Annotated in this window: 16 protein-coding genes; 3 read left to right on the top strand and 13 right to left on the bottom strand. The window is 43.9% G+C overall.

Annotated elements, in window-relative coordinates:
* Positions 1-29: 29 nt before the first annotated feature.
* The 4 genes from BM090_RS00630 to BM090_RS00645 all read right to left on the bottom strand — a co-directional run bounded on the left by BM090_RS00630 (position 30) and on the right by BM090_RS00645 (position 7,077).
* Positions 30-1,472 carry an NAD-dependent succinate-semialdehyde dehydrogenase gene (locus BM090_RS00630; RefSeq protein ID WP_091505739.1) on the bottom strand — a complete coding sequence of 481 codons (1,443 nt, stop codon included), beginning with the start codon at positions 1,470-1,472 and terminating at the stop codon, positions 30-32.
* Positions 1,473-1,515: 43 nt separating this feature from the next.
* Positions 1,516-2,643: a zinc-dependent alcohol dehydrogenase family protein gene (locus BM090_RS00635; protein ID WP_091505741.1), complete on the bottom strand. Its 1,128-nt coding sequence runs from the start codon at positions 2,641-2,643 to the stop codon at positions 1,516-1,518.
* Positions 2,644-2,743: 100 nt separating this feature from the next.
* Positions 2,744-3,538, bottom strand: coding sequence for an AttM family quorum-quenching N-acyl homoserine lactonase (attM, locus tag BM090_RS00640; protein WP_221405315.1), 795 nt, complete (start codon positions 3,536-3,538; stop codon positions 2,744-2,746).
* Between the two features lie 710 nt (positions 3,539-4,248).
* Positions 4,249-7,077, bottom strand: a complete 2,829-nt coding sequence (locus tag BM090_RS00645; RefSeq protein ID WP_091505744.1) for an alpha-amylase domain-containing protein — start codon at positions 7,075-7,077, stop codon at positions 4,249-4,251.
* Positions 7,078-7,252: 175 nt separating this feature from the next.
* Between BM090_RS00645 and BM090_RS00650 the strand changes: the two genes are divergently transcribed.
* Positions 7,253-7,954 carry an SDR family NAD(P)-dependent oxidoreductase gene (locus BM090_RS00650; RefSeq protein ID WP_091505747.1) on the top strand — a complete coding sequence of 234 codons (702 nt, stop codon included), beginning with the start codon at positions 7,253-7,255 and terminating at the stop codon, positions 7,952-7,954.
* 101 nt (positions 7,955-8,055) lie between these two features.
* The gene (locus BM090_RS00655) at positions 8,056-9,717 is read left to right on the top strand and encodes a patatin-like phospholipase family protein (RefSeq protein WP_091505750.1); all 1,662 of its coding nucleotides are present in this window, start codon (positions 8,056-8,058) and stop codon (positions 9,715-9,717) included.
* A 53-nt stretch (positions 9,718-9,770) separates the two neighbouring features.
* Here BM090_RS00655 and BM090_RS00660 read toward each other — a convergent pair whose 3' ends face one another.
* Both BM090_RS00660 and BM090_RS00665 read right to left on the bottom strand, forming a co-directional pair.
* On the bottom strand, positions 9,771-11,693 hold the full coding sequence (locus tag BM090_RS00660) for an LTA synthase family protein (RefSeq protein WP_091505752.1): 1,923 nt from the start codon (positions 11,691-11,693) through the stop codon (positions 9,771-9,773).
* Positions 11,694-11,967: 274 nt separating this feature from the next.
* Complete coding sequence (locus tag BM090_RS00665; protein ID WP_143083826.1) at positions 11,968-12,408, bottom strand: hypothetical protein; 441 nt, start codon at positions 12,406-12,408, stop codon at positions 11,968-11,970.
* 244 nt (positions 12,409-12,652) lie between these two features.
* Here BM090_RS00665 and BM090_RS00670 point away from each other — a divergent pair, with 244 nt between their 5' ends.
* A complete protein-coding gene (locus tag BM090_RS00670; RefSeq protein ID WP_091505757.1) occupies positions 12,653-14,203 on the top strand; it encodes a peptide MFS transporter in 1,551 nt (516 codons plus the stop codon).
* An 85-nt stretch (positions 14,204-14,288) separates the two neighbouring features.
* Here the strand turns inward: BM090_RS00670 and BM090_RS00675 are convergent, their stop codons facing one another.
* From BM090_RS00675 to uvrA, 7 genes are all read right to left on the bottom strand, one after another.
* Entirely contained in the window at positions 14,289-15,593 is a 1,305-nt protein-coding gene (locus tag BM090_RS00675) for a GAF domain-containing protein (protein ID WP_091505759.1), read from the bottom strand.
* Between the two features lie 145 nt (positions 15,594-15,738).
* Positions 15,739-16,860: a peptidoglycan DD-metalloendopeptidase family protein gene (locus BM090_RS00680; RefSeq protein WP_245756660.1), complete on the bottom strand. Its 1,122-nt coding sequence runs from the start codon at positions 16,858-16,860 to the stop codon at positions 15,739-15,741.
* Positions 16,861-17,004: 144 nt separating this feature from the next.
* Complete coding sequence (trxB, locus tag BM090_RS00685) at positions 17,005-17,946, bottom strand: thioredoxin-disulfide reductase (protein WP_091505763.1); 942 nt, start codon at positions 17,944-17,946, stop codon at positions 17,005-17,007.
* Positions 17,947-18,137: 191 nt separating this feature from the next.
* Positions 18,138-18,857, bottom strand: a complete 720-nt coding sequence (bshB1, locus tag BM090_RS00690) for a bacillithiol biosynthesis deacetylase BshB1 (protein WP_091505765.1) — start codon at positions 18,855-18,857, stop codon at positions 18,138-18,140.
* Between the two features lie 621 nt (positions 18,858-19,478).
* The gene (locus BM090_RS00695; protein WP_143083827.1) at positions 19,479-19,961 is read right to left on the bottom strand and encodes a DUF4293 domain-containing protein; all 483 of its coding nucleotides are present in this window, start codon (positions 19,959-19,961) and stop codon (positions 19,479-19,481) included.
* Between the two features lie 165 nt (positions 19,962-20,126).
* Positions 20,127-20,549 (bottom strand): DUF1987 domain-containing protein, encoded by a 423-nt coding sequence (locus tag BM090_RS00700; RefSeq protein WP_091505770.1) that lies wholly within the window; start codon positions 20,547-20,549, stop codon positions 20,127-20,129.
* A gap of 115 nt (positions 20,550-20,664) precedes the next feature.
* Positions 20,665-23,490: an excinuclease ABC subunit UvrA gene (gene uvrA / locus BM090_RS00705; protein WP_091505773.1), complete on the bottom strand. Its 2,826-nt coding sequence runs from the start codon at positions 23,488-23,490 to the stop codon at positions 20,665-20,667.
* Positions 23,491-23,588 lie beyond the last annotated feature (98 nt).

The following is a 23,588-nucleotide window of genomic DNA, read 5'->3' on the forward strand; positions in this document are numbered from 1 at the left end:
TTGTTTGTTATTACCTAAAAAAAGAACCGTTATACGTTACCGATACACATATACTTGATTTCGGTGTAGTCCTCGATTCCGTATTTAGAACCTTCTCTTCCTTGTCCAGAATATTTAATGCCACCAAATGGCGCAACTTCCGTAGAAATAAGACCTTCGTTGATGCCTACCATGCCGTATTCTAAAGCCTCGCTTACGCGCCAGCTTCGCTTTACGTTGTTGGTGTATAAGTACGAAGCCAAACCAAAAATCGTATCGTTGGCCATCGCAATCGCTTCTTCGTCTGTTTTGAAACGGAACAACGGCGCGATTGGTCCAAAGATTTCGTTTTGCGCAAATTTCATCTCTGGCGTAGCGTCGGCGATAACCGTCGGCTCAAAGAAATAATCGTTCAAGGCTTTGCCGCCTGCCAATACTTTGCCGCCTTTGGCCTGCGCGTCGGCTACAAAATCTTTACAAGAAGCAATGGCTCTTGCGTGAATAAGTGGCCCGATGTTTACGCCTTCTCCCAAACCGTTACCGATTTTTAGGTTTTGTACGGCTTTGGTGAACTTTTCGGCAAACTCGTCATAAACGCTGTCGTGTACCAAGAAACGGTTCACACATACGCAGGTTTGGCCAGCATTGCGGAACTTGGCAGCCACCGCACCTTTTACGGCAAGGTCAATGTCGGCATCTTCAAACACAATAAAAGGCGCGTTGCCGCCCAACTCAAGACTCAATTTTTTGAGCGTGCCCGCACTTTGATTTACCAACAATTGCCCCACTCGCGTAGAACCCGTGAACGAAATTTTGCTCACTTTTTCGCTTTCGCAAAGCAACTTGCCCGAATCGGGCGCATTGTCGTTCACGAACATATTAAACACACCTTTCGGAAAACCTGCTTCGTCGGCAAGTTTGGCCAAAGCCAAAGCCGTGAAAGGTGTCAGTTCGCTGGGACGAATCACCACCGTACAGCCCACCGCCAAAGCGGGAGCAACTTTGCGCGTAATCATGGCCAAAGGGAAATTCCAAGGCGTAAGCGCACCAACCACCCCGACAGGCTGACGAATCACTACAATTCTTCTGTCTGGCGTGTAACCCGGAATCGTGTCGCCATACACGCGTTTGGCCTCTTCGCCGAACCATTGAATAAACGAAGCACCGTAATCCACTTCGCCCAAACTTTCGGTCAATGGCTTGCCAGACTCTAAAGTCATAATCGTGGCAATGGCTTTTTTGTTAGCCACAATCAATTCAAACCATTTATCCAAAATAGCCTGTCTTTCTTTGCCCGTTTTGCTTTTCCATGCAGGAAAGGCAGCGTGCGCGGCATCAACCGCTTTTTGGAGCAATTGCGTTCCGCTATTGTATATGCTACCGATTTTTGAGCCATCGGCAGGATTCGTTACATCAAACGTTTGAGCGTATTCGGCTACCCATTCGCCATTGATATAAGATTTATCGAAAATTAAACTTTGGTATTCAGACATGATAATTTCTTTTTCTATTCAACAAAATATTTAAGAAGAAAGACTAATCAAAAATGATTACTTGTCTGATGGCCTCGCCAGCCGCCAATCGCTCAAAACCTTCGTTGATGTCTTCCAATTTCAGGCGGTGCGTAATGAGTTTTTCCACAGGCAAACGGCCAGTTTGGTAAAGTTTCAGGTACGCAGGAATATCTCTAATCGGCACGCAACTACCCAAATAACAACCTTTTAGGCTCTTTTCGTCGGCTACCAATGCCAACGGCGAAAGGCTCAAACGTGCGTCTGGGTGCGGCAATGCTCCCGTAACCGTCGTACCGCCACGCTTGGTAGCATTGTAGGCAAATTCTAAGGCAGGAACTACGCCCGCAAATTCTACGGAAATATCTACGCCGCCATCGTTGTTGGCTTTCAAGTTCTTCAAAGCGTCTGCGTCGGCAGAATTAACCACTTCGTGCGCACCAAATTCTAAAGCTGAATTTCTTTTGTATTCGCTAATGTCAGCCGCAATCACTTTGGACGCGCCCGCAGCATTAGCCCCAAGAATTGCCGAAAGGCCTACGCCACCGAGTCCGACTACCAAAACGCTGTCGCCTGCTTTCACTTTGGAAGTGTTCACGACTGCGCCCATGCCCGTCATTACGGCACAGCCAAACAAAGCAGCAATTTCAAACGGAATAGTTTTGTCTATTTTCACCAAAGAATCAACAGAAGCAACCGTATAATCAGCAAAACCAGACACGCCAAGGTGATGGAAATAATATTTGCCGTCTTTTTTGATGCGTCGGTGTCCGCCCAACAAAACGCCTTCGCCGTTGGCTTTCGCGCCATTGGCACAAAGCGCAGGACGACCACTTTGGCAGTTCACACAATGACCGCAAGAAGGCAAGAACGAGAAAACCACGTGGTCACCTACGGCGTATTGCGTAACGCCTTCGCCTACTTGTTCTATCACGCCTGCCGCTTCGTGGCCAAGTACCATTGGCAATGGTCTTGGGCGATTGCCATCAATCACCGAAAGGTCAGAGTGGCACAAACCCGCCGCCTTTACCTTGATGAGTACTTCTCTTGAGCCTGGAGGGTCGAGTTCTACTTCTTCAATTTTCAACGGAAGTGATTGCGTATAAGGTCTTTGCAAGTGCATTTCGTGTAATACCGCAGCTCTTGTTTTCATATATGTTTTATTTTTGAAATGGTTAAAAAAATATAAAGGCAGCGGCTAAGAATGGTGTTCCATTCAGCCACCGCCTTCATTAATAAAATTGTATTAATGTTTAAGAGTAAAACTCTGGTGCTTTTTTGAACGATGGCCACGCGTCTGGGTCGTGTCCTGTTACCACCAAAGCGTCGTATCTTTCGGCAATGTAGCGCAACTTGGCTACCGAACGTACCGAGTCTATCGCCGAAGCCAAGAAACCTGGCAAGGCCTTATCGTTCCAGTGGTCTAATGTATAAGACGCATCAACCGCCAATACCAAAGAGCCTGTTTCTGGCAATGTAATAAGGAAACTTGTGTGGCCTGGTGAGTGGCCTGGTGTGAATATCATTTTGATAACGCCGTCGCCATAAAGGTCAAACTCATCGTTTACTTCGCCATTCAAGAAGTGCCATTTTAGCCCTGGCTTGTCAAAATCTTTTTTGATATAACCGCCCGCCGCAAACCAATCTGCTGTATAAGCGTAGTCATATTCTGCACGTTGTACGATATGTGTAGCGTTCGGGAAACGACCAATCGCGCCTGTATGGTCGAGGTGTAAGTGGCTTTGCAACACGTATCGGATACTTTCTTTACTGATTCCAAGCGAAGCAAGTGCATTTTCGCAACCTTCGGCTTCGGTCATCTCTGGCCAATAGATTTGCGTGATGCCGCCCCAGTGACCTACTGGGTCCGTGGCACATTCTACGGCATTGCCGCCATCTATAATTACGTTGCCTTTCGGGTGCGTGATGAGATACCAAGGTACTGGAATTTCGTACGGCTCCAAAGAAGCATTCATTTTGATGTTGTTTTCCTTGCACTTCAATACGCCCGTTTGGAACATATAAAGTCTAATTGGTTGTTCTGACATAATTGGTTGGATTTATTGGTAGTTTAATTAAAAATACTGTGCAATAAAGTTGTACAAATTATTTTAAAATACAAAACATTACTAAAAAATATTGATTAAAATTACATTAAAGGCATTATCAAGCATTGTTAAATATTTCTTATTGAGGACTTAACAAAATACAGGACTCCCCTACTAAAATACTAACCTATGCGCAAATGAGCAATATTTAACCTTAATAATTTCTCCTACAAAAAGCCTAAGACTAAAATAATTCAACTATAATTATGATTTTAAAAAGTCAATGTTATTAAAATTAAAGGCATAATTAAAACTTTTTTGTTCAAAAAAATTGGCGGCAGACGCAGAGATAATCGTAAAATGAGCACCCGTTTTCCCAAAAATCAATACGCAAAAAAACCAAACAGCTAATTATTGTTTTCTTTGATAACAAAGACAATGTATGTAATGTTCTAAAAATAAACTTACGTTTGTTGTGTAAATGACAAAATAAATTATGATTTCACACAAAAGCATTTTTAAATCCTAAACCAAATTGGGTTTGGGAATGAAGCCGCCACATGCGATGCGGGATGTTGATGTACAACGAAGTAAATATAAGACTTATTGCTTCAAATAAAAGCAAAAAATAAAACTATCTTATCAAAAATAAAGCAGCCCATAAGACCGAAATCCTATGAGCTGCTTTTGTTAAAGACTTTTATGTCAAATTAAGGCTTTACAATCAGGCTCTTAGCTGCTGTTTGGCCATCGCGCATCACCATTTGCAAGCAATACACACCCGCAGGTAAATGTTGCAAATTAAGCGTAGCTTGTGCGGCTGTTACACTGAACGTTTCGAGTTGTTGGCCTTGCACGTTTAGTACCGTAATTTGGGCTATTTCGTAACCTTCCGCTTTCACCGAAACAATGCCTTTGGCAGGATTCGGGAAAACATCAATGGCCGCCGCAAGTGCTACCGAATTGCGCACCGACGTAACCGCCAACGCAGGCGATTGCCCCAAACAACCCGCCGAGTTGGTTACACGCACCGCATACGAACCGCTTTGCGTTGGCACATAATACGCAGACATTGCGCCGCTAATCGTGCCATTGTTGCGCAACCATTGGTAAGTAGCATTCGGGTACGCAGGCGCAAACAACGTATCATGGCTTTGCGTAATGGTTGGCGTTGGAGCTTGCACGTATTCCGTAATTACGATAGTGTCTCGCGCCGAACAGCCCGTAATCGTATTTACTTTGGTGGCAATGTACGTGCCTGCCGCAGTTATCTGAATAATATTGCTGCTGGACAGCACATTACCCGACAAATCGAACCATTGATAAGTATAATTTGTCCCCGAAAGTGCATTAATAATATTGCTGTTGCTGCAAATGGCTCTGTCCGCACCCAAGTCGATGGCCGCAGGCGTAAACGAAGGCGCAGCCGCCGTATTTACGACACGCGGCGCAGTGTATGAGGCTTTTAACCAAACTTTTTGGGAAGGATTAGCCGCCGACGCATTACGCACCCTAAACATCAACCAACCCGATTCCATTGGTAAGTATGTTTTAGTCAAATTACCTGTACCCGTTACGCTGTCGATGGCGTTGCCGCATTGGTCAGTAATCAGTGCCGTAATAGGTGTATTGGTTTGCGAAGGATACAAATTGTAAGTAACGGGCTTATTCATTTCCACAAAAATTTTGCCTGCCGTACGCGGTGCAAGCGAACCCGCAGGCAACGCGCCGCTTTGTTGCAAAGAACGTGCGTGTTTGTCGCCCAAATCGTTGGCCATTTCCCATTCTTGCGTCGTGTTCAGGGCTTCGGGCGCAAAATCCGAATCTATATCAATGCCCACAGGTGCCCAAATCGAATAACCTCTACGCAAAGCAGTGCCATCGCAAGGCGGCGTAGTAATGTTTACACGTTTGTCATTTTGCACTACTCTAATTTCGGTGCTGCTGCCCGCGTAGTCTTTTAGTTGCGTACCTGGTGCAAATTGCGTGTCAATCCAATGCGTTTGGGCACTTGACCAACTATCATTGATACCAATTACGGCTTTGCCGCTACGCTCAATAATCAGGTGGTCAGGCGTTTGCATACGCACCAAATACGACGCTTTCTTAAAACCTAATTTCTGATGACAACGAATAATATTGGCTATGTCCGAACGCACAGGCAAATCGGTAGTGCTGGTCGGTAAGTGTGAGTAACGCTTGCCTGTCGTGCCCACATCAAACAAATCTTCAAAGAAAACAACAGGTGTTCCGTCTATGGCCATCATGGCGGCGTAAGCTGCCGCAAAACGCGGTTCGCGTGGGTCGATGTTACGCGCCAACTCGTCACCGCTTGTCCAGCTTGCGGCGTTGCCGCTACCATCTACGGGATAATTGCCGTTGGTTTGCAACGGCGGACGGAATGTATCGTGGTTGTTGATAAACGGCGCGGTACGGCTACGGTTATTTTGTTGTTCGGCAGGCAAATTACTCAAATCATAGTTGCCCATTCCGTACACCAAAGCCGAAAGTCCCGAACTGCCAAAACCTCTGTAAGCAAAATCAAAAGTTCCTGCACGATTTTGTACGGCATCTGCCCACGCATCCAGCTCGCTTTTGCCGCCTACCCATTCGCCTACGGCAAACATCGAATCTGCGCCACTGGCAAAGCCTGCGTTATAACGCATGTTCCACATCATATCTTCGGATACTGCCGACGGGAAATGTTTCACCGCATCAAGGCGATAGCCATCTATACCCGTTTGTTTTTTCATCCAAGTAAGCCACTCACGCGCACCGTTGCGCATATAGGCACTACTTTGAGCAGGATTATAAGTAGAAATAGAACTCAAACCGATAGCATCATCGCGGTAGGCAATATCCGTCCCGAAGCTCACACCGCTCAAGTCGTCGCCCGTGAAACGCGCATCGGTAGGCGTTGGATAAAAGTTTTGCCAGTTTTTCGGCCAACGGCCTTTTCTTGCCAAATAATTGGCTGCCGTCTCGTCGGTGGCTGGGGTTTCGTAACAGGCATAACGATAATTTTTGTAGCCGCTGGTCGGGTCTGTGGGCAAATTGCCGACTTGGTTATAAAACGTAACGGCGGCGGGGTCTTGTCCGCCAGCACCCGATGCGCTGCCAGCATCGTTCATGTGGTTAAGTACCACGTCCTGAATTACTTCTATGCCGTTGGCATGCAAAATCGCCACCATACGCAAAAACTCATCTTTGTCTCCAAACGGCGTTTTGAGGTTGCTTTTTTGGTATTTATCGCCCAAGTCGTAGTGGTCGAATGGCACATAACCCACGCTTTGCGGATTGGCATTTTTTACATTTACGGGCACCCATACGGCATTAATTCCCATTGCGCGTAGGCGTGGCGCAAGCTCGGACAAATAATTGGCCCAACCTTGCGGGTAATTATTGTTTTTAAAATTCCACCAAAAGCCCTGCAAAATAACGCGTTGGCGATTTTGAGCAAATGCGCTGCCTGTTGCGGCCAGCCATAGGGCTAAGGAAAAAATAAAAAGTTGTGAAATACGTCTGGTGTAGTTTTTCATTTGGTTCAAAAAAATTTAACAGTGATTTATTCGGATTGCAAAAATATTGTTTTCATGGTAAAATCCATATCATTCCCAAAAGGTATTCTATAAAAAAGAAGCGGAATCTTTCTACAAACAATTCGCGGCACAATCCGTTTTGAGGGAATAGGACACAAAAAATGCAAATGACCTTATGAAAAACTATTTGATTGTAGGCGCGTCGTCGGGGATTGGGGCGCAACTATGCCAGCAGCTGGCCGCACACACACAAAACCGCGTTTGGGGCACTTATTACCAACACGAAACCGTTAGCTCCGCTCCTAACCTTTCGTATCATTACCTCAACGTGCTGGACGACAACCTTAATTTTGATTTTTTGCCTGATACTTTAGACGGATTGGCTTTTTGTGTGGGTAAAATTTCGCTCAAACCTTTTTCGCGCATTTCGCAAGCCGAGTATATCGCAGACTATCAGGCGCAAGTCTTGGGAGCAGTCAAAACCATTCAGGCCGTATTGCCACGCCTGAAAGCCGCACCCAATGCCTCGATTGTTTTATTTTCGACGGTGGCCGTACAGACGGGGTTTAGTTTTCATGCGCTGGTAGCCGCCTCCAAAGGTGCCATAGAAGGAATTACACGCGCTTTGGCTGCCGAACTTGCCCCAAAAATTCGGGTAAATGCGCTTGCCCCTTCCATCACGGACACGCCATTAGCCCAAAATCTGCTCAATACACCCGAAAAGAAAGAAGCCAACGCCCAACGCCACCCACTCAAAAAAATTGGTTCGGCTGCCGACCTTGCCAACGCCGCCGAATTTCTACTTTCTGAGCAATCGGGCTGGATTACGGGGCAAATCGTGGCCATCGACGGCGGCATTTCGAGTTTAAGGATTTGATTAAATAACATTCCTTACAAAAAAATAATTGGCAGGCCTGTAACCCTTTTTGTGCTCGGCAAACGTCTTAGAGAAAAGTAACAATCTATTCTCTACAAAAGATGAGCAACAATAACACAAAACTTCAAATCGGACTTTGCTTGGCGGGTGCCGTTTCGGCGGGAGCTTACACGGCTGGCGTAATGGATTATTTGCTGGAAGCGTTAGAGGCTTGGCAAAAACGAAAAGACAATAATACGCCCAATACGCCCATGCACGAGGTGGAAATTACGGTGATTGGTGGCGGTTCGGCGGGTGGCATGACGGGCATCATTACGGCGGCAGCCATACAAGAACATTTCGAACCGATTCGCGGCCTCGGTGGCGACCTAAACAAACAGCAACCACAACACAAACTTTATAACGCTTGGGTGGATTTGAGCAGTAACGATATGCTCAGCGTAATGCTCGACGCGCAAGACCTCAAAGGCGGCAAACTTCCCTCCTTGCTCAATTCGAGTTTTATTGACGGCATTGCTAAAAAAATAACTACCGTCAGCACCGACACGCCACCCAAACGCCCCTATTTCAACCCCAATCTTAAAGTTTTTGTATCGCTGACCAACCTACAAGGCCGCAGTTTTAAAGTGCCATTTATGGGAGGAGGCGCAAACGACTATATCGTGAAATATCACAACGATTACGCGTGTTTTATGCTCGCCGACTCCGAAAGCGACTATAAAAAAGATGGTTGGATGCCGCTGAATTTTCAAAAAAAACTCAATACCGTAGTTGCCGAACAAGCCGCTATGGCAACAGGTGCATTTCCTGTGGGACTACAAGCCCGAACGTTGCGCCGAGAGGTAAAATATTTAAAAGATTTACAACTTTCTCGCGTCAATTACAAAGAATCTATAGACTTAGATGACAAATTGTATCACGAAACCCTCAACATCGACGGCGGCATACTGGACAACGAACCTTTTCAGTTGATGGAGGAAATATTGGGTATGGACGAAAAAGACAAAAACACCGAAACTTTCGACAAAACGGTTTTGATGATTGACCCGTTTCCGAGCGTGGGCAAACCCGAGAAAATGCAAGAAAACAGTCTTATTCCCAATGTCTTATCTTTGCTAAATGTACTCGTTACGCAAAGCGGGATTCAGCCGCAAACACTGGCGCAACTTAGCCAACAACAAGGGCAAAAGAATACCCTTGACCCGTTTATGATTTCGCCAGTACGCTACGAGAAGAAAAAAAATATTGAAACAAAAGTAGAAGGCGGCAAGGCTTTGGCTTGCGGCGCGGTAAGCGGATTTAGTGGTTTTTTGCACAAAGAATTTCGGATACACGACTATTTTATGGGCAGGGCCAATTGCGAAAAATTCTTGCGCGATTATTTCACTGTTCCCGCCGACACCACCAACCGCATTTTTACGGAAGGCTACAAACACGTAACCGACAAAACAATGTTTATTACTGAAGATGAAGGTAAAAAACGTTTACCGATTATTCCGCTTTTTACTCCCGAACAATCCGAAGGCTATATGCCCGTGTTCAGCAACGGAGCGCAATGGCCTACGGTTTCGCCCGTGCATTTTGACCGTTACAAAAAACAGCTAAAAGAGCGAATCGGGCTTACGATTTTCAATGTACTACCTAATGCGCCGCTCCAAGTCGGAGCTTGGACTATGGGCAAACTGGGTTTCAATGCTTATTTGGCCGAAAAAAGTCTTACCCAACTCAACGAGTACCTGAAAGAACACGAACTTATCCGATAATAAAACAAAAGAGCCTATAACATTTTCATTGGTGATAGGCTCTTTCTCGTTTTTTACTTCACTTTATTCAAACCGTTCAGGAACATATATTCGGCGGTTTGGTATTGGCAAATTGTTTTACTTTTCAAATAATCAGAAACGGGAATGGGTTTTTCCTCGCCTGTTTTCGGATTGAATTTATATTGCGTAACAGATTTTTGCGTTCCCAAAATCAGCAAAGTATCGTGTTGGATATAGCCTAATTTTTGGTAGTTGCCAATGAAAGCGCGTTCTTCTTCGGGTTTCATGGTCAAGACATTTTTACCATAAAACGTGCTGTTATAATTCCAATTCATCAATGCCAAAAGCGTTGGGGCAAGGTCTATTTGGCTACACAACTTCTTGATATTCTGTGCACCAATCAATTTTGGGCTATAAATCATCATCGGAATTTGGTATTCCAACACTGGCAATTCGGCACGGCCTGCGCTGCCGCCGCAATGGTCGGCCACCACCACAAAAATCGTGCTGTCTGCCCAAGGTTTATTTTGGACGGATTGGAAAAACTCGCGCAAAGCGTAATCCGTGTAGGCCACGCCACCGCGACGGTCTTTAGAAAATTCTTTGCCCACCACATTTGGGAACGTATAAGGTCGGTGGTTAGACGTAGTCATCACGTACATAAAAAACGGCTCTTTGGCTGCGTGCGCCGCGTCCGCTTCCCTGACGGTGCGTTTGTACATATCGCCATCGCACACGCCCCAAACGTTGGCAAAAGTGATTTCTTTTTCAGAAATAACATCTCTGTCCACTATCTCGAAACCATTGTTAGAAAAGAAATAACTCATGTTGTCGAAATAGCCGTAGCCACCATAAATAAACTTGTTGGTGTAGCCTTTTTGCTTAAAAATCGTGCCCAACGAATACAAATTTTCGTTGTTGGGGCGGCGCACAATGCTCGTGCCCGGTGTGGGCGGAATGCTCAAATTGATGGCTTCCAAGCCGCGTACCGTACGCGTGCCATTGGCGTAGAGATTAGAAAAAAACATGGATTTTTCGGCCAACGAATCCAAAAACGGCGTTTTGATGTCGCGGTCATTGCCAATGTACGACATATATTCACCGCTCAAACTTTCTACCGTAATGAGCACGACGTTGTAACGACGTTCCGCGCCTTGTGCCGTCGTGTGGCGCACAGGATTTAAGACGTTTTGTGCGTCGATGTACTGGCTTTCAGGGGTTTGTAAAATGTTACGCAATTCCGTAAAAGCCTGTTTGTTATCTACGGTTTGGTAAAATTCTGCATAATCAATTTTGTTGTTGCGAATGGCCTCAAAAAACGAATAAATCGCATTTTTGGAAAGTTCTTTGTTGTATTTGTTGGTAGAAATTTCTGTCCAATCGAAGTCCACGAAAAACCACGAAAACGCCGTCAGTAGCAGCAACGCGCCACCCGCCACCAAGCGTTTGCCGAAAGGCGTTTGAGCGGCTAAAATATCATCCAAAATCTGCGTTTTGCGCAAAGTCCACAAAATGCCCGACGTAATGAGCACAATCGCCGTAACGAGCAAAGGCATCGGGTAAGATTCCATGATATTGCCGACCACTTCGTTGGTATAAATCAGGTAGTCCACCGCAATAAAGTTGAAGCGCACGCCAAATTCTTCCCAAAACAAAAACTCCGCAAACGACACGTACACGAGCAAAGCCACCACCAACGTATAAAAAACATAGGTCAGCACTTTGTAGGTTTTAGTCTGAACAACTTTTAGGGGCATGAGCACTTCGAACAGCCAAAACGGAAGCATGAAATACGAAAACGTAACCGTATCGAAAAACAAAGCTGTTCCAAACGTTTTGAGCAACTCGCCCAGCGAAGTGGAAATCTCGCTAAACGAATACACCAACAAAACCAAGCGAGAAAAAAAGGCAATACTTACCAAAAGGCAATAAAGGAGAAGCAGGCCGCCGAGGCGGTGGCCAAAAAGACGTTTCATTTGATGAAATATGTTTAGATTGTTATGGGTTTCTTCTTCCACCGTTGCTTTGTTATCACAACGATAGGCTTCAAATATACTTTGGAATACATTTTGTATCCAAACCAAGAAATTAACTTTAACTTGTTTTTAAGCTAACACAAGCATAATATACAGGTTATTAGTTTATTAAAACATGTAACTTTCGTTAATTTATAATTATTACAAACAAAAAAGGCCTGAATGTATCAGACCTTTTGCTTTAAAAAAATAAAGAAAGAAATACGTTTATAGGTTAAATATTTTCGGAATAGTGAATATAAATTTCGAGTTCGGCGCGAACGGCTTCATGGTCGGCATCATCGTCGGCGGCGGTGATCAGAGCTTTGACCAAGCCACTCAAAATATTTTCGGCAAAACCCAGCTTTCGCGCCAATTTAATACAAAGTTCCACTTCCCTTTCGTCGAGTTTATTGTCGGCCAACATCATGCACACCAAATCGAACACTTGCCCGATGCGTTCTTCTTTGCTTTCGGGCATTACGAAAGGCGTATGCGGTTCGTGAAACAGAATTTGGTGCATTTGCTCTCTGGAAATATCGTGGCGTTCGCCAATATCGTACAAATATTGGCGTTCGGCTTGCGCCAAATCATCATCAATCATGGCCAATTCAAAAAGGCATAAAAAATGGCTTTTTAAGATTGCATTATTAGTTGTTCGGGTGAGTTGTAGCATAGTATGTATTGTCAAAATTGATTTCTAAAAATAGAGATTTTTTGGTAAAAAGAAAAGCATACTATCCCCGCCATTGGGTTCCCTTTTTTATTTGGCCAAACGCTTATATAGAAAAACAACATTTGGAATGTATGCGTTGTATTTGTATGTTTACCCAATTTTGAGTAATCCAACTCATAAATTTAATAAAAAATATCATTTCAGTTCCAACTAATCGTTCAAAATTTTAACTCCTTCATTTTCGATGAGTACAACGACGACAACTACAACCAAACAAGGGCATCCGCCTGGGTTATACCTCCTTTTCGCAACCGAAATGTGGGAACGTTTCAGCTACTACGGTATGCGCGCCATTTTTGTTTTATACCTAACGCAGGCCTTACTTTTAGATAAAAATGTAGCCACAGACGACTATTATGGCAGCTATACAGGTTTGGTATATCTTACGCCACTGATTGGCGGCTACGTATCGGATAGATATTGGGGCAACCGCCGTTCTATTTTGGTAGGTGGTTTAATCATGGCTTTAGGACAATTATTAATGTTTATAAGTGCCAGTTTTTACCAAAATTTCAGTGTCTCTCATAATGTTATGCTCCTTGGGCTACTCGCTTTAATTGTTGGTAATGGTTTTTTCAAACCTAATATTTCTACGATGGTAGGCCAGTTGTACCCAGAAGGCGACAGCCGACGCGACAGTGCCTATACTATTTTCTATATGGGTATCAACTTGGGGGCGTTCTTCTCTCCTATTATCTGCGGTTTCTTGGGCGATACTGGTAACCCTGCTGACTTCCGTTGGGGCTTTTTGGCTGCATGCGCTGGCATGGTTGTCAGCATTATTACTTTTGAATTGCTCAAAAATAAATATTTAATAACACCTGAAGGTGGTGCTATTGGTGGCACCCCTGAAAAAGTAGCCCAAATAGAAGACAACACCCCTAAGAGAAGTATTTCTGAAAATATAGGTTGGGCAATCGGTGCATTAGTTTTAGCTGTGGCATTCTTCTATGGTGCTAACATAGACCTTATTGGTTCATTTATTTTCTCTCTTTCTATTATTGCTCCTCTGTACATTATTTTGGACAAAAGCCTGAACAGAGAAGAGAAAGAGCGTATTAGCGTAATTTATATTGCAGCCTTTTTCGTGATTGCCTTCTGGGCGGCTTTTGAACAAGCTGGCACATCACTCACCTTCTTTGCCGACGAACAAACCGACCGCGTCGTATTTGGGAAAGAAATTCCAGCGAGTGCGTTCAATAGTATCAATGCTATATTTATTGTGTTACTTGCACCAATTATCTCTATTATTTGGGTGCAATTGGCCAAGAAAGGTTTAGAGCCTGCTTCTCCAGCCAAGCAAGCCTTTGGTCTTCTATTTTTATCTATTGGTTATCTTGTAATTGCTTTTGGCGTAAAAGATTTAAACCCTAATGTAAAAGTAAGCATCATGTGGCTAACATCCTTGTATTTCTTGCACACTATCGGCGAGTTATGTTTGTCTCCTATCAGCCTTTCGATGGTAAACAAACTTGCACCTCCTCGTTTTGCAGCCTTACTAATGGGTGTTTGGTTTTTGTCGACTGCCGCAGCTAACAAATTGTCTGGAACTTTAGGTGCTTTGTACCCAGACGAAAAACTTATTGCAGCAGGCAAAATCCCATCTATATTTGGTTTCCAAATCACCAATCTATACGAATTTTTTATGGTATTCGTGGTATTTGCTGGCGTGGCTTCATTGTGCTTGTTCCTACTTTCTTTCCGCATGAAGAAAATGATGCACGGCAGAGGTTAATAATTTTGCCTGACAAGAAAATACATTCACATAAAAAAAGTCCCTGCATTCGTTCGTTTGCAGGGACTTTTTTATTTGTATCGAATTAGTTACTTAATCGTTCATAATTTTCGCGACTCGCCTCCATTTCTTCCATCGCCTGCCGCAATTCCTCTTCTCTGGCGCGGAGGTCTTCGGCTTGTTTTTGGGACTGTTCGAGCAGCATTCTGGTTTCTCGGTTAATATTGTCGCTGAACACGTTGGCGGCCAAAATCTCGCCACATTTGAGCAACAAATCTTTATCATAATCCGAGAACAAATAAAAGGAAGCTATTTCGATGACACCTTCGCAATTTTCGTTATAAATCATCGGGACAATGATAAGGTTACGCGGCGGTGCTTCGCCCAAACCTGACGTGATATTGAGGTATTCTTTCGGGATTTCTTTCAGGTAAATAATATCTTTTTCCAAAAAACAAGCTCCCAACAAGCCTTCTCCAGAACGAATTGTTTTTTCTACGTGCTTCTTGCGGTTATAAGCATAGCAGGCTTTCAGAGAAAGTGATTCTGTTTTTTTATTAAAAAGATAAATCCCTCCTTGTGAAGCGTTTACGCTTTTCACCAAAAAGCTAATCATCCAATCAAAAGCTTCTTCTCTGCCTTGGTTTTGACGAATAAGCGCATTAAAATCACTGGTAGTGGTTGCGATTTTGTTACGCATTTCGGCATCCTTACGCGCCAACTCCATTTCTTTGAGTAGTGCGTTCATTTCCTGATTCGTTTTCTCAATCCCTTTATTTTTGAGCTCGCTTTCATCCAAGAGCTTCTGAACTTTGTTATTATTTTTTCCTTCAATCAATTTAAAAATAACCATCGAAAGCGAAACAACACCAACAGCCAGTACCACCGAAATCGTATTGATGACGCTACTACTCAAAATGCTACTGTCCACATCAAACGTAATTAGCTCATTCCAATACGGAAGCCCGATATTGAACACCGCACAAACGCCAATCGTAAACACCAGTTCCCAAGTATCTTCGAGTTCAAAAAACAAGAAGGGGAGCGTAAAAAAGCTGTAAATCATAAGGTAAAAACCCAGAAATACTTCGTTTTCGTTTTGAGAAGCGGCCACATAAAACGTCCCCGCGCACACAGTCGGCATAATCGAAACCAAAATGCGCGGCAAAGTATGAAAGCCAAAATGATTGAGTGCAACAGACCCCGTCAGGATAATAAGGGAGGCAATAGGCAAAAAAGACAACACAGGCATATATATCCACGCAACTGCCAAGAAAACAGGCGGAATCACGCAAAGCGCAATGGCTACTTGGTTGGTTAGGACAATTTTTTCGTTTAGGCTTTCAGAGTAATGCGGCTGTGTGCCTGCATAGAAGAGTTTTTTGAACATATAAAACAGAGTTTTTGATTGGTTATACACAAAGTTAAAAAAACACTCATCAATTTTTATACTTTATTCAAAAATCAAGCTCAAAAAACCTATTTTTTTTACAAAAAAAATGGGTATCCGTTGATTACGAATACCCATTCTGAATTTATCTAATTCTTAATCGTCGGCCTGCCCGTAACACAGAGCGCGGCGAAATACCATTCACACGACACAAATACCGAACCGTAGTGCCGTATTTGCGTGCTATGCCGCCCAACGTATCGCCAGAACGGATGCGATGGTAAGATAATTTTCGCGCCGATTTGGTGATATAGTTAAACGTACCAGGCGTAAGTACAAATTCGTCTGAATATAATTTTTTGTGCCTAAAATCGTACATATCTTCAGGGTTAATCGGGTTGCCCTGATAGCGAACTTCAAAGTGCAAGTGCGGCCCCGATGAGCGGCCTGTACTTCCCCCAAATCCTAAGAAATCCCCCGCTTTCACCAATTGTCCCGGTTCGGCTTCCGCACGGCTCAAATGCCCGTAAAGCGTCTCCAAGCCGTTGTAATGGCGCACAACCAAGTGATTGCCATAGCCTCTGCGGTCGTAGTGTCGCACCCGCACGATGCCATCAAACGCCGCAAAAACGCTGTCGCCAGTATCCAGTTCTAAGTCTGTGCCATAGTGGAAACGGTAGCCTCTACGCCCAAAACGCGACGTAATGTAGGTGTCCTTCAGCGGCATAGCCCAGTTCAGGTTTTTAGCCGTATCGTACAGTAAAATATTGATTGTATCTGCAAATTGCGTGCCGTCTATGCGGTACGGATTCACGCGTTTAGAATCCCAAATGGCATAATATTCGGTAGCTTTTACCCAAGTAGAATCTACGTTTACTTCTTCTTCCTCCTCCACGATGCTCAATTCGCCATCGCCAATGGTGCTGGTATCTTCGGCCATGATTGGCAGTGGTTTTACAGGAATATTAATCGTAGAATCTTCTACAAAATGTTTCTTTGGTGCTGGCGTAAGGTCTGTTACTTGCGGTGTAATTGTTTTCTTTACGCCATTGGTTTTTCTTCGTTTATTACTACTTTTCTTCGCTGCGCCGTATTTTACATTTTTCTTAGAACTAATCTTCGGAGCTTTTACGCGCATCAAATCTTTCTTGATAGGCTTTTTACGTTTCTTTCTGTGTTTGCCTTTTTGCTTGCCATATACATCGGCAAAAAGCGTTGCGATAATGAGCAAACAAGCCAAAATCACGAATCCAACTTTCTTTAACATTCAATCAAAAATAAAAATTCTACTCAATACAATACTGGGAACAATGGTTACCCAAAACAACTATTTAGCCTTACCAGTCCCGAAAGTCTGATAAGGCTAAACGCATATAACACAAACAAGTATTTTGTTTATGAACGAGTTACATTAAGCAATTATTTCTTTCGCAGCCAAAAAACGTTCGGCATCCAGTGCCGCCATACAGCCCGTACCCGCTGCCGTAATGGCTTGGCGGTACACGTGGTCTTGCGCATCGCCGCAAGCAAACACGCCTTCGACGTTGGTACGCGCACTACCTTTTTCGGTAATGATATAGCCGTTTTCGTCCATTGTCAATTGCCCTTTGAAAATGCCCGTGTTCGGCTCATGGCCAATTGCCACAAAAAAGCCAGTTACCGCAATTTCTTTTTGTTCTTTGGTCGCTATGTTTTCTACGCGAATGCCTTCTACGGCGTGTTCGCCCAATACTTCCAACGTTTGGGTATTATACAAAACCTCAATGTTTGGCGTATTTTTTACGCGATTCTGCATGATGGTAGAAGCACGCATTTCGTCGCGGCGCACAAGCATATAGACTTTTTTGCAAAGTTTAGACAAATAAGTTGCCTCTTCGCAAGCAGTATCGCCTGCCCCAACGATGGCCACTTCCTGACCTCTAAAGAAAAATCCGTCGCACACAGCGCAAGCCGAAACGCCCGAACCGTTCAAACGCGATTCTGATTCCAAACCCAACCATTTGGCCGAAGCACCCGTAGCGATAATGACCGCATCCGCCGTAATTTCGTGCGTTTCGTCAATCACTACTTTGTGCGGATAGCCCGAAAAGTCCACCGACGTGGCCAAACCGATGCGAATATCTGCACCAAAACGCTCTGCTTGGCGTTGGAAATCCATCATCATTTCAGGGCCTTGTATGCCATCAGGATAACCTGGAAAATTTTCCACGTCGTTGGTGATAGTCAATTGGCCACCAGGCTGCCCGCCCTGATAAAGTACAGGTTTGAGGCCAGCACGCGAAGCATAAATAGCCGCCGTGTAGCCCGCAGGACCTGAACCGATAATGAGACAGTGTGTTTTCTCTGTTGTCATTTTCTACTAATATTTTAAGAATTCAAAAAAACAAAATAATATGTTGAATGCCAAGAAAGCGTTTGTTTAATTTTCTTTTTGGATAGATAAAAAATTGATAAACAATCAATTAACCTCACAAAAAGACATTCTATCAATAGAACATTCTGTATATTATTAAAGTTTCTGTTTTTAGGGATAAAAGCCAATTTTTAGGCCAAATCAAACAAATCGCGCACGCCAATATGTCTTTCTTTGATGAAACCTTCGGCAAACGTAAAGCCTACGGGGTGCCCCATTTCGCGGCTACGTGCTTCCACAAAATTCAGGAAGTCGGGGCGAGAAATATAGGTCTGAGGTTCGGCACTATTGGGGTCAAAAAACTGCGTTTTGTAGGCGCGAATCGAATTGATTTTGGTGTCCCAAAAGTCGGTGATGTCCACTACAAAATCAGGTTTGAGGTAGCGGTCTTGGATATAATGATACACGGCTTTTGGTCGCCATGCCGTTTGCAATTGCTCTTCTGTATCAACGGTTTGCACTTTGCTCAAGCCCGACAAAAAACACGCTTGCGAAGTAAGTGCAGAGGCTTTTCCGTGGTCGGGGTGTCGGTCGTCTGGGGCGTTGCATATCACAATTTCGGGTTGGTAGCGGCGTATCATCTGCACCACTTGCAACTGATGTTCTATGTTATTTTCAAAGAAAACATCTCTAAATTTCAGGTTTTCGCGCACGGTAAGCCCTAATACTTTGGAGGCTTCTGCCGCTTCCAAATCGCGCTTGTGCGGCGTGCCACGCGTTCCCATCTCGCCTCTGGTAAAGTCCACGATGCCAACTTTTTTACCTTTGGCAATGTGGCTGGCTATTGTGCCACCGCAGCCCAATTCGGCATCGTCGGGGTGCGCCGCGAATACCAAAATATCTAATTTCATCATTGTTACTAAATTATTATTATAAAGAAATACTTAACAGATATATTTTTTACTAACGAAGTAGTTGCCAATTTAGTTGCAAAGGCCGCAATGCATGCACAAATCCGCAAACATATAGAGCAAATAACAGATTTTTCGTTGCAAGTGGTTGATTGTTCGAGACAAATGATAGATTGTTCGTTGCAAGTGGCTGATTGTTCGAGACAAATGATAGATTGTTCGTTGCAAGTGGCTGATTGTTCGAGACAAATGATAGATTGTTCGTTGCAAGTGGCTGATTGTTCGAGACAAATAACAGATTGTTCGTTGCAAGTGGTTGATTGTTCGAGACAAATAACAGATTGTTCGTTGCAAGTGGTTGATTGTTCGAGACAAATAACAGATTTTTCGTTGCAAGTGGTTGATTGTTCGAGACAAATGATAGATTGTTCGTTGCAAGTGGCTGATTGTTCGAGACGAATAGTAAATGATATTCACTACCGTGCGTATTTACTAGTACAAGCGATAAAAGACACACCAATGCGTGTCAATGCCACATTACCGAAAGCCTATAAAATAAAAGTTGGCGTAAACCTTGCGGCTCACACCAACTTTTCCGTACACATTTTTAGTAAAAAACGATTAGCGCAAACGGTCTGCCGAACGCACCAATTCGTCATCGCGACGAATGAAACGACGTGCCACCAAGTTGAGCAACATGGCCACCAACGGAATGTAAACCGCCATGCCGTAGCTTCCCAAACGTTGCGGTTCGAAAAGCAATTCGGCTTCTTTGGTCGTGAACAAAGCCGCAGCCAAAGCCGCCGTCATGAGCAAGGAATTAACCGCACAAACCATCATTTGTTGTTTGCGATTCTTGTACAAAAAGATAGTAGCGATGGCCAAAAGTGCCGACACGAGATAGAGTGCGGCAATGTACCACACGTTTTTTTCTAATAAAATTTGAGGGTTGCCCGACGCCACTACCGTCTGATGGCGAAGCACAAAAGCCGAAACCGTCGCTTCTTGTGTAGTGCTGCCTTTCGTCCAGACATCAAAGCCCACAGCCGCACCCATACAAAGAGCCACGCCCAAAAGCAACAGAGATTGTATTCTTTGAATCATTGTTTTGGTATAAAGAAAATAATTATTGCGGCGCAAAAGTAGTGAATTGCCCGTAAGAGCTAAAACAAAAAGTGCAAATTAACGCGGCAAGATTATTTTCCCCCAAAACAAAAAGCCCCAAGATTTAAGGCTCAGGGCTTTTTGTTATTAATTGACATAGATATTTTAAACACTTCCATTGATAAGATTTTGTTGCTCATCGTCATTAGTATCGTCGATGGAAATAAATTCAAAGGGCAGTTGTAAAATTTCGCTAAAATCTATACCAGCCTGTTTAATATCTTCATCATCAGCGGCATAGCACCAAATAATTTTTAATTTATTCGTTTCGGAACAAACTGCTGACAACTTAGCCATTATCTCGTACACACACTTAGCAGAAGCCGTATTAAAATATTTAAAATAAATTTTTATCTCGGTTTGCACCTGTGGATTTGCTTTGTACTGGTCTATCCAAGCAAAAAGCGGACGATAAAAAGCCACGGCATCTTCGCTATACGAGCAGCCCGAAATACTAAGCATACCTGCCTCCTCGCCAAAATTAACGTGTGGTGTACAATACGTAGGTTCTATTTGTAGCAATTCCATAATTTAAAAAACTTTATAACCGAAACGTAGGGATTTATACCTTAAAAATCAAATTTTAGGCCAAATTAAATAGATTACACACCAAAAAAACAAACAACAACGCAATAAGTCATTTTTATATCAACTTTTCTTTTAGGAATTGAGCTGTAATGTTGGTATCAGCCACCGCAGCCATTTGTTCGGGCGTTCCCTCAAAGCAAAGTTGGCCGCCTTTGTCGCCACCATCTGGCCCCAAATCAATAATCCAGTCCGCACACTTAATTACTTCCGTGTTATGCTCGATTACCAACACCGAATTGCCGTTTTCTACCAACGCATTCATGGCTTTGAGCAATTTACTAATATCGTGGAAATGTAAACCCGTAGTCGGTTCGTCAAAAATAAACAAAATACCGTTGTTATGTTCGGCATTTTTGCCCAAAAACGAAGCCAATTTCACGCGTTGCGCTTCTCCCCCACTTAGCGTACTGGACGATTGCCCCAAACGCACATAACCCAAGCCCACTTCTTGCAAAGGTTTTAGCTTTTCTGTAAGCCGAGGTTTGTCCGCAAAAAATGCCAAACTGTCTTCTATCGTCATTTCAAGAACGTCTGAAATGTCCTTGTCCTTGTATTTCACATCTAAAATTTCTTGCTTGAATCGCTTCCCATGACAGCTCTCACATTTGAGTTTGATGTCTGCCATAAATTGCATTTCTACAACCGTTTCCCCTTCGCCTTGGCACACTTCGCAACGGCCACCGTCCACGTTAAACGAAAAATGAGCAGGTTTATAACCACGCGTTACGGACAATGCTTGCTCTGCAAAAAGGCTACGAATCGCGTCATAAGCCTTGATGTAAGTTACTGGATTTGAGCGAGAAGATTTGCCTATTGGATTTTGGTCAATAAATTCTACTTGCGTAATCATGTCCAGATTTCCCGCCAAGCGGTCAAAAGCCCCCGTTTCGTCGGCTGCATTTCCGTGCATTTTGGCCAAAGCTGGGTATAAGATTTTTTTGATAAGTGTTGATTTGCCCGAGCCACTCACACCCGTAATAACACTAAACACTCTAAGCGGAATTTTAACCGAAATATTTTTCAAGTTATTTTCCCTTGCTCCAATGATTTCGATGTTATCAAACCAACGCCTTCTTTGGGTCGGCACAGGAATTTGCTCTATGCCATTCAGGTATTTATAAGTATAAGATTGTGTCGCGGTATCAGTATTTAATTCCCTAAAATCTCCCTGAAAAACCAACGTTCCGCCACCGCTACCCGCCTCTGGCCCGATGTCAATGATTTGGTCGGCGGCCTGCATTACCTCTTCCTCATGCTCCACCACAATGACGGTATTGCCCAAATCGCGCAAAGATTTAAGCACGCCAATGAGTCGTTGCGTGTCGCGTGGATGCAAACCGATGCTTGGCTCATCGAGAATATACATCGAACCCACCAACGCACTGCCCAACGAGGTTGCTAACTTAATACGCTGAAATTCACCGCCTGAAAGCGTATTAGTAAGTCGATTTAGGGTCAAATAACCTAAGCCAACCTCTTCCATGTAACGTAATCGGCTACGGATTTCGGCCAAAATTTGGCGAGCTACTTGCGCCTCATAATCCGAGAGTTCGAGCGTTTCGAAAAACGTACGTGTTTCTTTGATAGGCAACAACACCAAATCCGTAATGGATTTGCCGCCAATTTTAACATAAGCCGCATCTTTACGCAAGCGTGAGCCTTTGCAGTCAGGACAACTTGTTTTGCCTTTATAACGCGAAAGCATCACACGATACTGAATTTTGATAGTCTGCGACTCCAAGTGCTCAAAAAAGCTATTCAAACCGCCAAAATATTTATTTCCTGTCCATAACACTTCTTTTTCGGCCTCCGTGAGGTCTTCGTAAGCCCTATGAATCGGGAAATCAAAGCGGATTCCGTTGCGCAAAAGTGGCTTAAGCCACTCTTCGCGCATTCCTTCGCCACGCCAAGGTGCAATTGCGCCATCAAAAACCGACAATGTTTTGTCTGGAATAATCAAATCGGGGTCTAAACCCAATACCCTGCCGAAGCCTTCGCACGTTTTGCAAGCCCCGAACGGATTGTTAAAGCTAAAAAGATTAACACTCGGCTCTTCGAAAGCGATGCCGTCCAACTCAAATTTATCGGAAAATGTATAGGCTTTATCGCCAACTACGTCCACCACACACGAGCCCGAACCTTCGTAAAAAGCGGTTTGTACCGAGTCGGAAAGTCGGAAAATATTGTCATCGTCGTTGTGTTTGACGGCAGTTCTGTCAATAAGAATATATACTTTCTCCGAATCGCTTGGCAAAGTTTCGGGTGTAAGCTCTTCGATAAAAAGTGTTTCGCCCTTCACGACAATACGCGTAAAACCTTTTTGCAGCAAAATTTTCAGCTCGTCGGCCATGCTGCGGCCTTCGTGTATCACCAGCGGGGCGAGAATAAGCAAGCGTGTATTTTCGGTTAAATTTTGAATAAAATTCACCACATCACCCACCGAATCACGGCGCACGATTTGCCCACTCACGGGCGAATAGGTTTTGCCAATTCGTGCAAAAAGCAGCTTAAAATAATCGTAAATTTCGGTAGTAGTTCCCACCGTAGAGCGCGGATTGCGGGTATTTACTTTTTGTTCAATGGCAATGGCTGGCGAAACGCCTTTGATGTATTCTACTTCAGGCTTTTCCATTCTGCCCAAAAACTGGCGAGCGTATGAACTAAGACTTTCCACGTACATACGTTGGCCTTCGGCAAAAAGTGTATCAAAAGCCAGCGAGGATTTACCCGAGCCCGAAAGCCCCGTAACCACCACCAATTTATAACGCGGAATTGCTACGCTCAAATTTTTAAGATTATTAACCTTTGCTCCTTTGATTATGATAAAATCTTTGGGGCTTAATGTATCCAGCAAAGCAGCATTTTGGGAAGCAGTTGTCATCGAACAAAAGATTTGAATTGAGAGGTAAAAATATTGTTAAAACACCGAACAGGCAAGTTTTGTTGCAAAAGCCCTTAAAAAGAAAAACCCCCGACGTT

Origin of the sequence: Flexibacter flexilis DSM 6793, from assembly GCF_900112255.1 — a bacterium.
GTDB classification, from domain to species: Bacteria; Bacteroidota; Bacteroidia; order Cytophagales; family Flexibacteraceae; genus Flexibacter; species Flexibacter flexilis.